The 15236-nt window shown below is 39.5% G+C and carries 14 protein-coding genes; 8 read left to right on the forward strand and 6 right to left on the reverse strand.

Annotated elements, in window-relative coordinates; genetic code table 11:
* Window positions 1-38 precede the first annotated feature (38 nt).
* The 3 genes from H9630_RS12130 to H9630_RS12140 all read left to right on the forward strand — a co-directional run bounded on the left by H9630_RS12130 (window position 39) and on the right by H9630_RS12140 (window position 2706).
* Entirely contained in the window at window positions 39-989 is a 951-nt protein-coding gene (locus H9630_RS12130) for an MFS transporter (protein ID WP_225218531.1), read from the forward strand.
* A 158-nt stretch (window positions 990-1147) separates the two neighbouring features.
* Window positions 1148-2041 carry an SDR family oxidoreductase gene (locus H9630_RS12135; protein ID WP_191715751.1) on the forward strand — a complete coding sequence of 298 codons (894 nt, stop codon included), beginning with the start codon at window positions 1148-1150 and terminating at the stop codon, window positions 2039-2041.
* 212 nt (window positions 2042-2253) lie between these two features.
* Window positions 2254-2706, forward strand: a complete 453-nt coding sequence (locus tag H9630_RS12140; protein WP_191715752.1) for a universal stress protein — start codon at window positions 2254-2256, stop codon at window positions 2704-2706.
* Window positions 2707-3031: 325 nt separating this feature from the next.
* On the opposite strand, the gene H9630_RS12145 is transcribed toward H9630_RS12140, so the two are convergent.
* Window positions 3032-3472, reverse strand: a complete 441-nt coding sequence (locus H9630_RS12145) for a hypothetical protein (protein WP_191715753.1) — start codon at window positions 3470-3472, stop codon at window positions 3032-3034.
* 362 nt (window positions 3473-3834) lie between these two features.
* On the opposite strand from H9630_RS12145, the gene H9630_RS12150 reads away from it, so the two are divergent.
* Window positions 3835-4731 carry a LysR family transcriptional regulator gene (locus H9630_RS12150; protein WP_191715754.1) on the forward strand — a complete coding sequence of 299 codons (897 nt, stop codon included), beginning with the start codon at window positions 3835-3837 and terminating at the stop codon, window positions 4729-4731.
* Between the two features lie 67 nt (window positions 4732-4798).
* Here H9630_RS12150 and tcuA read toward each other — a convergent pair whose 3' ends face one another.
* Window positions 4799-6301, reverse strand: coding sequence for an FAD-dependent tricarballylate dehydrogenase TcuA (gene tcuA, locus H9630_RS12155; protein ID WP_191715755.1), 1503 nt, complete (start codon window positions 6299-6301; stop codon window positions 4799-4801).
* 334 nt (window positions 6302-6635) lie between these two features.
* On the opposite strand from tcuA, the gene yyaC reads away from it, so the two are divergent.
* On the forward strand, window positions 6636-7136 hold the full coding sequence (gene yyaC, locus H9630_RS12160; RefSeq protein ID WP_191715756.1) for a spore protease YyaC: 501 nt from the start codon (window positions 6636-6638) through the stop codon (window positions 7134-7136).
* 43 nt (window positions 7137-7179) lie between these two features.
* Here the strand turns inward: yyaC and H9630_RS12165 are convergent, their stop codons facing one another.
* A complete protein-coding gene (locus tag H9630_RS12165) occupies window positions 7180-8487 on the reverse strand; it encodes a CitMHS family transporter (RefSeq protein ID WP_191716051.1) in 1308 nt (435 codons plus the stop codon).
* 184 nt (window positions 8488-8671) lie between these two features.
* Window positions 8672-9535 carry a LysR family transcriptional regulator gene (locus tag H9630_RS12170; RefSeq protein WP_191715757.1) on the reverse strand — a complete coding sequence of 288 codons (864 nt, stop codon included), beginning with the start codon at window positions 9533-9535 and terminating at the stop codon, window positions 8672-8674.
* 129 nt (window positions 9536-9664) lie between these two features.
* Between H9630_RS12170 and H9630_RS12175 the strand changes: the two genes are divergently transcribed.
* Window positions 9665-10792 (forward strand): 2-methylaconitate cis-trans isomerase PrpF family protein, encoded by a 1128-nt coding sequence (locus H9630_RS12175; protein ID WP_191715758.1) that lies wholly within the window; start codon window positions 9665-9667, stop codon window positions 10790-10792.
* Between the two features lie 119 nt (window positions 10793-10911).
* On the opposite strand, the gene H9630_RS12180 is transcribed toward H9630_RS12175, so the two are convergent.
* Complete coding sequence (locus tag H9630_RS12180; protein ID WP_191715759.1) at window positions 10912-11319, reverse strand: hypothetical protein; 408 nt, start codon at window positions 11317-11319, stop codon at window positions 10912-10914.
* Entirely contained in the window at window positions 11316-11969 is a 654-nt protein-coding gene (locus tag H9630_RS12185; protein ID WP_191715760.1) for a hypothetical protein, read from the reverse strand. The genes H9630_RS12180 and H9630_RS12185 overlap by 4 nt, the downstream gene beginning before the upstream one ends.
* Window positions 11970-12548: 579 nt before the next feature.
* Between H9630_RS12185 and H9630_RS12190 the strand changes: the two genes are divergently transcribed.
* Both H9630_RS12190 and H9630_RS12195 read left to right on the forward strand, forming a co-directional pair.
* The gene (locus H9630_RS12190) at window positions 12549-12815 is read left to right on the forward strand and encodes a SunI/YnzG family protein (RefSeq protein ID WP_191715761.1); all 267 of its coding nucleotides are present in this window, start codon (window positions 12549-12551) and stop codon (window positions 12813-12815) included.
* 697 nt (window positions 12816-13512) lie between these two features.
* Complete coding sequence (locus H9630_RS12195) at window positions 13513-13707, forward strand: helix-turn-helix transcriptional regulator (RefSeq protein WP_191715762.1); 195 nt, start codon at window positions 13513-13515, stop codon at window positions 13705-13707.
* Window positions 13708-15236 lie beyond the last annotated feature (1529 nt).

The following is a 15236-nucleotide window of genomic DNA, read 5'->3' on the forward strand; positions in this document are numbered from 1 at the left end:
TGATATCTATTTAGGAATTCTACACCTTTTTCAAAAAAATGCAAGAGCCATATCTAACTCGGACTAACGAATCTGAATCAGTTGGAATTTTATGCTATAATTTAAATAAAGATACATTTAATTGCATAAAAAACGAGTGGACATTGCCGAACGATTTAGGAAGCGGATGGGTATCGCCGGCTTTTAGCCAAGTGGTAGCACAATCGATGAGTTCTGACTTGCAGGATAAGGGAAACACCTGGATTAATACGGGGACGAGTTTCGGTATTTTATTGACCGGTCCTGTAGCTTTGGCATTTGGGGAACAGTGGAGATGGAGTTATGTCTTATTCGCAATCATTGCTTTAATAATTTGTTGGTGGAACAGTTATTCAATCAAAGAAGAAAATCAGAGAGTTCGAATGTTCAAGCAAATTAAATTCAAATTTAAGCCATTGGTTAAGGCGCGCTTTCTGATACTGGCTTCCTTCGGGGTCGGTTTCAGCTCAGCAATTTATTGGACCTTCTCAAGAAGTTATATTACCGCTATTCACGACTTATCAGTAAGTGAAAGTGTAGGATTTTGGACCATTATGGGAGGTGCGGGCATTATTGAAGGCATAGCCGGAACCATCATCCACTCAATTGGACTGCACCGCTCCTACCAATTAGGTGTGCTGGTGGTATCAGCCGCTATTTTCGGTTTAACTCTATCACATTCTGCAGCTATCTATGTATCGGCTCTGCTTTTTGGCGTATCGTTTATTTTTATGACTGGCCTCTTTATCGTCTGGGGTACCCGACAATTTCCTGATTCGCCTTCGACCGGCGTCAGTATTTCATTTTTCTCATTGGGAATTGGCCAGTCCGATGGTTCTATAGCTGCAGGCATGTTGGTCGAAGGCATTTCCTATCCTTTTGCGTTTATCCTGTTTTCAATCATCGGTCTTCTTTTTCTTTTTTGTAGAACCACCATTCTTCCTTTATCTTCTGATATAAAAAAGCAATGAAAAGTCCGATGCGAAAGCATCATGAACAGTCGCCATTGCCGGTTTTAGCCTTTTTATATTTAAAAACGCTTACATTTAGCGATCTATGTTTCGCCTTATTTTTAAGTGGTAGATAAAGAAAGAAACTATCCATTATCAACCACTAAGGAGAGAGTTAGATGACAAACTTGCCGAACCCTAGAACACAATACACAACAGATGATTTCCCAAAACAATTTCAAGAGCCGCCAGGCCTTCAAAATCAAATGGATCCCCTGCCCGATTGCGGTGAAACAAGTTATGTCGGTTCCGGCAAACTAGCTGGGCGGAAAGCGCTTGTAACCGGTGGCGATTCTGGTATCGGCCGCGCAGCTGCAATCGCTTATGCCCGTGAAGGAGCGGACGTTGCGATCAACTACTTGCCGGTGGAACAGCCTGATGCAGAAGAAGTCAAAAAGCTGATTGAAGCCGAAGGTCGTAAAGCCGTCTTGATTCCAGGAGATCTGAGCAATGAGGCTTTCTGCCAGAAACTGGTCGAACAGGCAAACGCCGAACTTGGCGGATTGGACATCCTGGCACTGGTTGCCGGAAAGCAGCAAGCAGTCGAGGATATTTTGGATTTGCCTACTGAACAACTTGAGAAAACATTCCAGATCAACGTCTATTCCATGTTCTGGACTGTAAAAGCAGCGCTTCCGCACCTTCCTGCAGGAGCTTCCATCATCACAACCAGCTCAGTGGAAGGATTCGATCCGAGCCCGATGCTGGTCGATTATGCAGCGACGAAATTCGCAATTATCGGTTTCACAAAATCCTTATCGAAACAATTGGCGGAAAAAGGCATTCGCGTCAATTCCATTGCTCCGGGACCAATTTGGACTGCTCTTCAAATTTCCGGCGGCCAACCGCAGGAAAACATTCCGGAATTCGGAAAAGGTACACCTGAAACTCCTGTTGGACGTGCAGGACAACCTGTGGAATTATCATCCGTTTATGTATTCCTGGCTTCTCCCGAATCCAGCTATGTAACGGGTCAGATCTACAGCATCACGGGCGGCATACCGACTGCCTAATCCCTCAAAAAATACTAAAAGCTTACAGCCCCTGTTTTTCTTGGGCTGTAAGTTTTTTTTAGTGTATAGCTAAAATCTTCAGCACCATTTAAAAATCATGTTTCTAACTCTTTAATTCATTTAAATTAATTGAATTTTCAGTTTTAAAAGGTTTTATTAAAGAAGTGAAGAATTAACTATAGGAGCGAGTGAAAAAACGAGGAGGCGTAAGTATGACACTGGAATACAACAATGTTTTGGCAGCTGTGGACGGTTCACATGAAGCGGAACTGGCATTTAAAAAATCGATTGAGTTGGCTAAACGGCATAATGCCGTTCTCCATCTGCTTCACGTTGTAGATACCCGAGCCTACACTACGATGACGAAACACGTTCCGGATATTGATGATGAAATCTTCGAGGATGGAAAAGAACTTCTTAGTAAATACAAAAAAGAAGCTGAAGCAGCTGGCATTCCGGAAGTGAATGTCTATATCACGCCGGGTTCTCCTAAAAAAGTCATTTCGCGTGATTATGCGAACCGTTTAGATGCAGATTTAATTGTATGCGGCGCCCAAGGCTTGAATGCATTTGAACATTATCTGATGGGAAGCGTATCGCAACATATTGTCAGCAGCAGCCCTTGCGATGTTTTAGTGGTTCGGGGCAATAAAAGAAGTAAATGAGAAGAAAATCGGAAATGAAGAAATGATATGAGCCTGTATTCTTTATCATAATACTTTTCTATGCCCGGCTAACTTATCGTTTAAGTTAACCGGGCTTTTAGATCTGTGTATTTTCTTAACCGCAGATGCCTGAACGAATAGACCTGCTTTTAAGAATGCCAGAGATCGGCAATTTGTTGTGCCTGTTGTTGTGTCATGACTTGAAATGAATATTTCACAGATTCTCATCTTCTTTCGTCTAATTTGAAGTCCAATAGAATTCCCGATTCGGCATTTACTAGCCAAACACCAGACAAAGCCACATTTCTATTCCAATTCTTAATAATCAAAGGTGCGTGTCAACAAGAGGATAAATAAAGAAAAACACGAAATGTAGGATTACGATGCTCCACCCGATCAGTTTGCTTTGTATGTTTTGTACTGCTAAAAATGCAAGGGATCCCACGACGCCGCCTATCAAGAAGAACGGCGATGCACCAAAGTCGGTTAACCATTCAAGGCCCAACCCGATCAAGAGGCCGACAATGGCAAAAACAGCGAGCAGGCGCTTGTTGAAAATGCCTTTGTCTGAGAAGTGGCTAACGACTCCGATTGCAACTACCCCTCCGATATAGCCAAAAAATGTGGCTATATAGAGATATGAATAAAATCCATATAATGCGTCGCTTAAGCTGAAGTCCGAACCGAACAAAATCATAAATAAGAACATGACAGCGATAGAAGAAAGCACGGATGCAGAGGATCCTTTCAAGTAATTGAGTAACATCGATTTCTCCTTTTAATTACGGTTTTTATGTTTCAAATAACGAGATATCCTCGTTATGAGAACCGATATCTTTCTGAAATCATCTTCAAGGAAAATTCCTTTCTTTTTAAAAGAAATTTGAGAAGAACTTGCAATTGTTTCTTATTATATAGTATGCGCCATTGCTTACTGCTTATGTTAAAAATTATGCCGGTTTACCATAAAGACGATGTTAAAAATTCCTTCTCGGCAGTTTAGGTAATTCAAAACTTAATTTTTTTAATGCTTAGTTACAACTGGGCTGAAAGCGAAACTCTCAGAGAGATTCAATTTTAGAATTTGATTTCTTTAATTAGAGTATACTTTCTGTAGGGGGGATAAATATGGATGAAAAAGACTGGCTAATCATTACAACGGTATATGAAGAGAAAAATATCACTAAAGCGGCGAATAAACTGTTCACCTCTCAACCCGCCATTACTTATCGATTAAATCAATTGGAAGAAGAAGTCGGTGTTCGACTCATATGGCGCGACAAAAAGGGCATCAAGTTCACTCCTCAAGGCGAATACATTGTAAAGTACGCAAAAGAAATGCTTGTAAAGCTCCAACAGACAAAAGATCATTTGCTGAATACTACTGAAGAATCTGCTGGAATGATTCGCTTAGGCGTTTCCAGTAATTATGCCCGCTTCATCCTGCCTGATGTGTTAAAGGAGTTTTCCGAGAAATACAGCAACATCCAGTTCAAGGTTTTTACCGGCTGGAGCTATGAAGTGCTGAAGGAAATCGAGCAAGACAATATTGCACTTGGAATTGTGCGAGGCGATATCTACTGGCAGAACAATAAAGTTTTGTTGAATCGGGAAAGTTTGTGCATCATTTCAAAAGATCCTATTGATTTAACAGGCCTGCCCCAAGAACCACGCATCGTTTTCAAGACCGATCCCAAACTCCAGCAAATCATGGATAGCTGGTGGTACAGCAATTATTCACAACCTCCGGCTATTAATATGGAAATTGATAATATCGAAACGTGCACGAAGCTCGTCTCCAGAGGGTTGGGATACGCCATTGTACCCGAGCTGGCTGTGACGGATATGACGGACCTCCACAAGGTAGTTTTGAAAGATGGAAACGAACAGCCACTTAACCGGCCAACTTGGCTGATTTACAAAGAAACGGAAGTTTTATATCCTGCGGTCCAGAACTTCATCGACTTTTTGACACGTACCTATACTCCTGCTGAAGCGGAATCAGCAGATCGTTCAGTTGAATAAGATAAATCCTTCTGAAAACGATAACCCCCTAGCTATATAGTAGCCAGGGGGTTATCGTTGCGATTTTCTATACAGTTATCTTTGATTTTTTTGAACGGGATGCGGCTGTGGCTCCCGCAATTTTCCCGAATACGGCACCGGACATCAGCCCGGATCCACCAGGGTAGTTGTCGTAGAAAATACCACCAACCATTTCACCTGCTGCAAACAATCCATCAATCATCTCTCCGTTTTCACCCAATACTTCACCGTTCGGGTTCACATGCAGTCCTCCAAAGGAGAACGTTACGCCGCAAGTGACCGGATACGCATAGAACGGTCCCTGTTCAATTTTCAGTGCCCAATTCGATTTTGGCGGTGTGATGCCGGTAGTCCCTTTTCCATCTTTTTCATTCGGGCTGTATTCACCTTCTTGAACCGCCTCGTTGTATTGTTGGATCGTTTCTAAAAATTGCTTCTGGTCAACCGGCAATTGCGCAATCAATTCTTCAAGCGTATCCGCTTTGTATTCTGATGCCTCTTCCAGAACATATTCTTTACGCAGAAGCGGCTTTACTTGAGCGTCGAATATCTGGATTGCCATCTGTCCAGGTTGTTTCAAGATTTCTCGGCCATACTTGGCATAGGTGTAATTTCTTAAATCCGCTCCTTCATCAACAAAGCGCTTGCCTTCTTTGTTCAGCATAATTCCAAGCGGATATGAGTGTTTTTTGAAGATATCTCCCGGTTTAGTGAAGTCTCCGACCTTTGGGGCATTGTAATCTGTACCGATTGAATGACAGCCTGACCACTGGCCGAAAGTGGCTGCACCAGCTTCAATTGCCATAGAAAGTCCTTCACCAGTATTGAATTCCGTTCCTCTAACTATGGCTGCCTCCCATTCTTCCCCTAAATGTTCCATTCTCATTTTTTTATTGGCTTCAAATCCGCCACAAGCCAGCACCACAGAGTTTGTGTTGACTGTCAGCTCGTCGCCTTTTTGATTGATGAGGATCCCAGTAATTTGGCCTGCTTCTTTTTTCAACCTAACTGCCGCTGATTCGTACCAGACGTCGATTCCAAGTTTGCTGACACGCTCGTTCAATTGCTTGATCAGGCCAACCCCTTTGTCCGCTGTCTTTACCGGCAACCCGCCCCAGAAATGGCGTTTGCCGTCCTTTTCGAACGACTGATTATCATAAATCAATTCAAATGTTATATCGTTGTCTTTCATCCATGCAATTGTTTCATATGATTTTGAGACGAGTTGGCCTGCCAAACTTGGTTCGCTGCGGTTTCCGGTCACCCGCATGAGATCATTGTAATAATCTTCTTCGCTGTAATTCGGCATTTCAATCTTTTCCGCCTCTTCTTCTGTGATTGCAACTATCTCTTTTATGGAATCCAGCCCATTATAGGCAAATCGGATTGCTCCATCCGTGAAAAAGGAATTGCCTCCTCTTTTTTCTTTCGGACCTTTTTCCAGAACCAGGACATTCGCTCCCGATTCGTGTGCTGAAATTGCCGCACATAACGCCGCATTCCCCGCTCCTACAACCACTACATCATACCCATTCGTTTTCTCTGTCATTGTTATTCCTCCTTAATATTCTTCCTACTTTTATAATAGAGTCAAGTTGTCAGAAAATAAAATCGAAAATATCTATGTTTAATCATAAAATAATTATATCTTAATTTGTTTTTTTAATAGCATTTACTTATCTTTTAAAACCTCTTTTGAAAAACAAAGCAATTTTCTACACATCCAAACAGTTCTAAAGCTATAATGAAGTCATAGTCAGTCCGGCAAATCTAATCGAGGGTGGTATGAGTTTATGCATACTTTTCGGAAATATAAAAACTCACATTTACAAGTGCCCATAAATGCACCTTTACACTTTAATGAACAGACCCATGGAGAAGAAATGACTCTGTTGAAATCAAAATTGAAGGAAATCTTTTCAAAAGCGAAACAGCAACAGCGCGAGGTAGTTTTTTTGTGTATCGGTTCTGACCGTTATATCGGCGATTCTCTCGGCCCATTAATCGGCAGCATGATGCTGGAAAACGGGATTTCCCGTCCTGTGCATGGCACATTAGAGGAACCGGTTCATGCGTTTAATTTAAAACTTGCTTTAAAAGACATTCACAAGAAAAACGAAAATCCAATCTTGATTAGCATTGACGCCAGTCTTGGAACGAAAGAACAAGTCGGAGATGTCCTGTTCAAGGAAGGCCCTCTAGTTCCCGGAAAAGCCCTTAAGAAAATGCTTCCGGAAGTAGGAGATTATCATTTCCAAGGGATTGTCAACTACCTCGACCCATTTCCCAGCTCCCAATTTTTGAACGATACGCGACTCCACACAGTCATGAAACTGGCGAAGCTGATTACCCAAATTATTATAGACAGCGACAAAGAAGAGTAAAAAGTAAAAAAAGGATCCAGCCATGAATGGCTGGATCCTTTTTTTAGATTGCTCCGGTGATAAATGCCACTGCAATGATAGCGATGCAGCAGATAAAAGCCCATTTAAATGCAAATTTTTGAAGTTCACCAATATCTTTTTGAACCATTCCTGCAACCAATAGCGTGGATGCCACAAGCGGGCTCAAGAAGTGGATTGGCTGACCGAGTACGGAGGCCCGGGCAATTTCCAGCGGACTGACACCGTATGCGGCTCCTGCCTCTGCCAAGATCGGCAATACGCCGAAATAATAGGCATCATTCGAAAGTGCAAATGTAAATGGCATACTGGTAATTGCTACTATCAGCGGATAGTACGAACCAACTGAAGCTGGGATGATGGAAATCAAAGAATTTGAAATGGCATCAACCATCTCGGTTCCGGAAAAAATGCCGGAGAATATGCCGGCTGCAAAAACCAGAACTACGACAGTAATGGCATTTCCAGAATGGGCAAGAATTCGTTCTTTTTGAAGACTTAAATTAGGGTAATTAATGGTTGCTGCTATGACAAAACCGATTAGGAAACTGATTGGCGCTGGCAATAAGCCCATGATCAATATTGTCATAATTGTAACGGCCAATATCAAGTTGAGCCAGATTAGTTTCGGCCTTTTCAAATCGTTTTCCACAGCATGAGTAGCAGCTACCTGAAGCATGCTTTCTGAAGAGACTGGAACCTTTTCCACATTTATGATGCCAAGACGGGCACGTTCTTTTTTGCCCATGAGATAAGCTACTCCTAAAATACTGAGCATCCCTCCTAACATCGTAGGAAGTATGGGTATGAAGAATTCGTTGGCATCCAAACCAAGCGATGCGATGGCCCGTGTTGCCGGCCCTCCCCAGGGTGTCATGCCGCTAACGATACTTACAGATAATATAGAAATTGTCGCTAAAACCAAGGGATTCATGCCTAAGCGCAGATATAGCGCTAACATCGCTGAGATGGTAATCATATGGGTAGTCGTCCCATCGCCGTCCAAAGAAGCAATCATCGCAATTACGGCTGTCCCTACTGCAATCTTTACTGGATCCCCTTTAACAATTTTCATGACCTTGTTGATCAGTGGATCAAACAAGCCGGCATCGATTAAAATGCCGAAGAACAAAATCGCAAATAACAATAAAGCCGCGGAAGGAGCAACCTGTTTCAATCCTTCCATCATCATATCCCCTAGCCCTGACCAAAATCCACCTGTCAGTGCAAAGAATATCGGAACCACTACTAATGCCGCAACTGGCGACATTTTTTTCGCCATAATTAGATACGTAAATATAACAACCATCGATACTCCTAAAAATGTAAGAATAGTAATTCCCCCTTTTAATGTATTCGCTTACAATTATTCCAAAGCATAATACCCTTGGCCGTTTGCTTTTCGAATTAGTTATAAGAATATTTCATCTAATCAAATAAGTAAAATAGATAAATCTTATTAGAAATGAACAAAAAAACTTATAATCTAATCTCTAATTGTAAAATCAACAAACTTTTTAAAAGGAGGGGTGGGTATCAAGAAAGTTTGTGAATTTTTGAACAGTTGATAGTTTTAGGAATTCTTGATTGTACATTAACCAGGTGTCCCGCGTGACCGGTTCTCCGTTCTCGTAATACAGAGGGTATTTGTAAAGTTCATCGGAAGGTCGAAGGCAAATTTCCGGCAAAATAGCGATTCCTAAATCATTTTTAACCATTTCTTTGCAGGTTTCTTGTCTGTCTGTTTCCATAGTGACCATCGGTGGTTCGATATAACGGTTATGCCACCACTTGCTGATGATGTCTTTTAATGAACTATCCGTTTTGTAATTGATGAAAGGCAGTTCCGGCACTTTCTCCATATCCACTTCTTTTTTGGAGATTAAAAATAATTGCTCTGTCTGTAACAATGTTTTCGATCCCGTCCAATTGTAATCACCACGTAAAATTCCCAGATGGACGCCCGAAGAATTAAGCAACCCCATTACATCTGCACTCCATCCGGTGTTAACACTAAACTGGACATTGGGATAAATAGTCAAAAATTCCTTCAATAATGGAGGCAATTTGTATTGAGCGAAATTACTTGAAACGCCTAAACGGATTGTTCCCCGGATATCCTGCTGCATGTTTTGAAGGTAATCTTTCGTATTTTGAAGTTTTGTCGTCATTTCTTCAGCATAGTGCGCTAAATAGATTCCCTCAGATGTCAGTTCGATCCCTTTTTTCGTTTTAAAGAAAAGTTTTGTCCCTACTTCTTTCTCCAAGTTTTTTAAGCGGTACGTTAAAGCAGGTTGAGAAATATAGAGACGTTCTGAAGCTCGGCTGATATTTTTTTCCTCATATAAAACTTGCATGGCTTCCCAATCTTTTTCATCCATTTCAATCACCCCTTTGTGTTATAAGTTATTTTTATAGGATACTCATTAAAATATCTATTTCACTTATGATCTAAATTACCATATTCTATTTTTAGAAGCAATAGAATTTTCAGAAAGGTGGTTCATCCTATGAAAGTACCGATTGCCGTCATGCGCGGCGGAACTAGTAAAGGAATATTCATCAATTATAGTGAAATGCCGGAGGACCGTAAGCTTTGGGACAATTTCTTATTGGATATTATGGGAAGCCCTGACCAACGGCAAATTGATGGTCTTGGAGGAGGAAACTCCTTAACGAGCAAAGCTGCAATCATTAAGAAGTCGGAGATGAAAGAAATCGACGTGGAATATACCTTTGCACAAGTGAGTATCGAAAATCAGTTGGTCGATTTTAAGGGAAATTGCGGGAACATCTCTTCCGCGGTTGGTCCGTATGCCATAGAGCAAGGGCTGGTTGCAGCAGTGGAACCAGTGACTGTCGTAAGAATCTTTAATACGAATACACAGAAGGTAATCATCGCTGAAGTCGAAGTGGAGAATGGACAAGTAAAGTCAGACGGACAGTGCTCGATTCCTGGTGTTCCAGGGACTGGTTCACCCATCTATTTATCCTTTACAGATGCACAAGGCGCTGTTACTGGAAAACTGTTCCCAAGTGGAAATCCGATTGATTTGTTGGAAACGAAGAAAGGACTTCTTGAAGTATCCATCATTGACGTCGCCAATCCTTTGGTATTTGTGAAAGCACAAGATGTAGGCTTGACGGGATCTGAACTGCCACATGAATTTACAGTTGAAAAACTGGCAGAATTAGAAGAAATCCGTTCAGCTGCAGCTGAAATTTGTTTATTTTCAACCAAAGAAGAAGCTACTGTGAAATCACCTGCTGTTCCTAAACTCACAATTATCGCACCTCCAGAAAATTATCTGGATATTAACCATGTTGAAAGGAAAGCAGATGATATGGATTGCCGAATTCGAATGATGTCCATGCAAAAACCTCATCAGGCATTAGCAATCACTGGCGCTATTTGCACAACAGCAGGAGCGTTTTTAACAGATACCATTTTAAATGATGTTATCCAAGTCGAAAATACCGTGTTGCGCCTAGGCCATCCTTCAGGAATCATTGAAACGAAAGTAGATTTAATTGCTGGCCACATTGGGAATATAAAAGTCGTTCGCACCGCTAGATTGATTCTAGAAGGATATGTTTATACTAAAAACAGCTATAATAATATTAAAGCTTTAGCTTGATCAAACAACTTTGAAACCTTTGATACATCCATTTATCTGCTAATGAAGCCGAGATTCGGAAATCTAACCAAATGACGTGGAAACTAACAAAAAGGGAGCCAACTAAGGTTCCCTTTTTGTTAGTTTATTGACTCGTATACCGCATCTAGTTTCTCTTCAAACACAGTAAAGTAAGCTTCTTTTTCTTTCTCTGATAACATTCCTAATTCTCCGTCTATCAGTCCTGATATTTTTCGAAGTTCTGCTATTTCACTACTCAATCCCAGCGCTTCCATTTGTTTAGCGTCAATCGCCCTAAGCGCAATAAAGGTGAGATTCTTTTCATAATTTTCGTCAGCGAAACCGCCTCCGAAGTTCCAATGAATCCACGCTGTTTCTATGTATTCTTCCCCATTAAACTCCTCTGTGTCTTCTTTGGAATAATCTTCTGGGATTCCCTCTTCTACCGCAGCAAGGTTCACCCAAGCGATGACAGTCGCCAAAGAAACAAGAATGACAAAAGGTGCTGCAAAAATAATTTTCCTCAACTGCCCTGTTCCTTTCCATCTTTACTAATTAAATCGGCCATTTTTTGAAGCTCTTCGTAGCCTTTCGTGTAAACAACCGCTCTTTCTTCATCTTCAAGATCATCATAGCCTTTATAGATTTCTTCCGTTTTGAGAATCCATTCTTCTAATGGCTCAAAGTCATTCAGCTCTTTCACTTCTTGCAGTTTTTGCACTATAGGTTCAGTCTGGCCTGAAGCATTTCCTTTTGTCCGATTCTCAGGTGATGGAATTTCGGCAGCGTCAAGAAGATGCCCCATTATAATGCCGACCTCTTGCTCTTCAGTCGCTTCAGGTTCTTCTCCATTTTCTCCCCAGCTGCGAGCCATCATGGCCTTCGTATCCTTATCAAACGTATAGCCATTTTCATAAGTTATGCTATTAACAAATTCTCCTTCTTCTCCTCCCTCTGGAAGTTCCCATTGATCAAAGTGTTGTTTAATTTCTTTGTAAGGCGATTCCAAAGTAACTTCATCCTCTGACTCATCGTCTGCAGCAGTAACTTTTTCTGATGAAGTTTGTGTTTCTCGAACTTCGCTCTGAGGACTTTCGGTTTCCGGTTCTTCTGTACTTCCGCATCCAGACAATAATAAGACTGCTGAAACACCTAACATCATGCCATGTTTTTTCAATTCAATTCCTCCTAACTATAGTCTAATTATATCTCATTTTTTTCTCTTTTCTTACCAATAATTGGCGTTAGCGCCCCCCACATCATAACAATGACTAATCCAAGAACTCTAACCCATAAGGGCTCATTACTAATAGACACAGAATAAACCATGTATATTACCAACAACACCCAAAAAATATTTACCCATCTTTTTTTATTCACAGAAGACCCCACTTTTTTACTGCATAGATTTAATAATTTCCGTTTTGATTTTTCATATTGATTTTGCTTTTTCAATCGCCCTAGCTGAAATCCGAATTATTTAGACCTTGCTTCACTCCTTCCATTCGTGTATATCGGTGACATGCTGTACCAGTTGTTTCGCTTGGCTGGTTATACTTTTGGGATAATCCAGGATTTCCAATAATTTAATAACGTTTTGAGTTACAGATGATTCTTTTCATGGATCTTATTATTGAGCAGCACTTCTCCACCCTTCATCTACTGGAGTAAGATGTTTTAGAGTTAAATGAATGAATCAAGAGTTTAAATTATCAGAATATGTTAAAATAAGTTAATTACTGAATGGAGGGATATTTTGTTTGAGATATTTGTAAAAAAAGTTAATTCTGATGTTGTGATTAGATGGCTATTAACAAAGGTCACAATTCCAATAGCTGATATTTTAGCAGTTACCACGGATGACACTTATGGCGGTAAAGAAAAACAGGCAATAAGACTTGGAACACCATATGGCACAACCGATAGATTAGTTATCATCACTAAGGAAAACACTTATATTTTATTTACAACCAACTATACATCAATACAGAAAAAACTGAACTCCTACATCCAATCAGCTTGATAGCCGGACAGTTAAACCTGGTACAGTTGAGTTGAATAATTTGTTTAAGTAAAAAATCCACATATTTCACATGCCTATTTTTCAGTACTAGAGAATCCAACATAACTCCTGAGAATAATATCTAGAGGACCCGTTGCTTATACTGGAGTCGGGGCAATTATTTTAATAGTCATTTTAGAAAGGAATAGTTGCGGCTACTCTTTTTTTATTTTCTCTTCCCCGTTGCAGGAATCGAGACGAAGCCGAATTTTGTCCTCCAGCTTGATAAGTTATATATAAAACGAATAAAAGCTTAGGTTCGAAAATATGGATCGTATTAGCATTCCATTATTTACGATAATTAAGCGTTAGATGTATACAAATAAAATGTGCCACCATAACAGAAAAAACCTTCGTTTAAGACTCCATGATTCATTTTTTAATTCGATTATGGTGGTTGCAGTCTTTACCGGCCAATTTTTGGAGCGATGATATTTCATAATCTGTCAGTTTAAGAGAGAACTTGCATGAATTTGAAGCTATATTTTGCACAGGAAGTTGAGAAAAACTATCGATAATCCCTCATATGTTAACTGTTCTTCACTCAATTTCCATCTTCGATAAAATAAGAAGGTTATAAGAAGTTGACATTTTCCACATCTGATGTAATATATAAATTTCATATGTTAGATATATATTGCAAAAAGCAGGTGGATCGATGAAAAATAAAGTGAAAATAACTCGGATGGAATTGTCAATCACTCAGGAGCAGTTGGCTAAAAAAGTCGGAGCAACAAGGCAAACAATCGGATTGATTGAAAAAGGAGAATATAATCCCAGTCTCCATCTTTGTATGACCATCGCAAAAGAATTGGGGAAAACCTTAGACGAATTATTTTGGGAGGTCGAGTAATGATGAAATCGTGAATATCTTTCTTACTGCCAGATGATGAATACAAAGAGAAAAAAATATTGCATTTTTTCTCAGAAGGGGCAATCCTGCTTTTCTCATCCCTTATTGTCACATTCGTTTGCAGCAGATTCATTAACCTTGATACTAAAACAGTTCTTTTTTTGCATATTGGTCTATTCGTGATTTACATTTTAGGAAGGTATATCACATCGGGCATCGAATTTACAAATATTGCAACTAAACAGGAATATAAAAAAGAATTAAAAGTAGTTGTGATGAAATCTGCCGGATTTACTGCTATATTCATTTTAGTATATCCGATCATAAGTGGGGCGCCAGCCAGTATCAGCGAATGGCTTGGAGTTTTAGGATTCTCAACATAGGCAGGATTCATGATGTTTTTCATAAATTTCGTTTCTCTGAAGCGCTCCTATAACAGAAATAGGGAATTGATATAAAGTGGAGCGTTGGATAAAAAAAGGAAGAGACTGTCCCTAAGAGTCATAATTTTCATGACCTTTTGGGACTGTCTCTTTTTGTTTTAGTTATATTATATGAGATACAGCTGATTACTTCCGATAAAATTTATGATAGTTAAACCTTTATCCTTTTAAAATTCGATTTTTAAAACCTTTTGAATGTATCATCATTTCTACTGAAATGAGTTACGTCAGGTTTTCTGATAAAGTTTATGGAATAAGGGTTTTGGATGTAACATAATTAGTATTAAGTTACATTCAAAAGCATCAAAAACCTTTTAATAAATTCCTCTTTTTTAAAAAAATGAAACTTTACTGGAATTTAATTAGTATAGTAATTATAAACTTGTTGAACTAAGGGGCGAAATGAATTTGAATGCCGAGAAAGAATATAACTTGAAGTACCACTTAACTGGCTTTTCTGTTGCTTTCTCCATTATTCTTGTCATTTCCATTGATGAATATATTTATGAATTCCACACGTTAATAGGCGCTATTTTAGCAGGTGTTTCAGCTTATATTTTAAGTGCTTTTTTTGTAAAACTTTCATTTTTGGACAAAGAGATCAGTAAAAGAACGAGCAGAATTCTTACAGTCCTGGCTATATTTCTAATCTTCTTTTCGTTTTATCTATTCCAGCTATAAAAATGAGCATGCATCCAAAAGAGTTGCTGATTTTTTGAAATCAGCAACTCTTTTATTTTACAGGTTCCGAATGTAACTTAATTGCTAATAAGTTACATTCACTTCTAGCTATTTTATTAGACTCCTACAGAAGCCATAATAGCGATACTCCATGTAATTAATACAAACGATGTTGTGAGCCAAATTGTATTAACCGTTGTTTGCTCGTCCTTTTTCACCTTTTTGATTATAGTCACAAGGTTAAGGCAAAATATAATACTCAAAATTGGGACGAGGTATACACCAATAACAAGAAAAATACTTTCCATATAATTTCCCCCCTTTTTTCACTTACTGCACTTTTAGGCTTCTAGCTTTAAAGTATTAAATATCTTTGAATGTAACTTAATTCACATTAAGTTACAT

The organism is Planococcus wigleyi (genome assembly GCF_014836985.1).
Taxonomy (GTDB): domain Bacteria; phylum Bacillota; class Bacilli; order Bacillales_A; family Planococcaceae; genus Planococcus; species Planococcus notacanthi.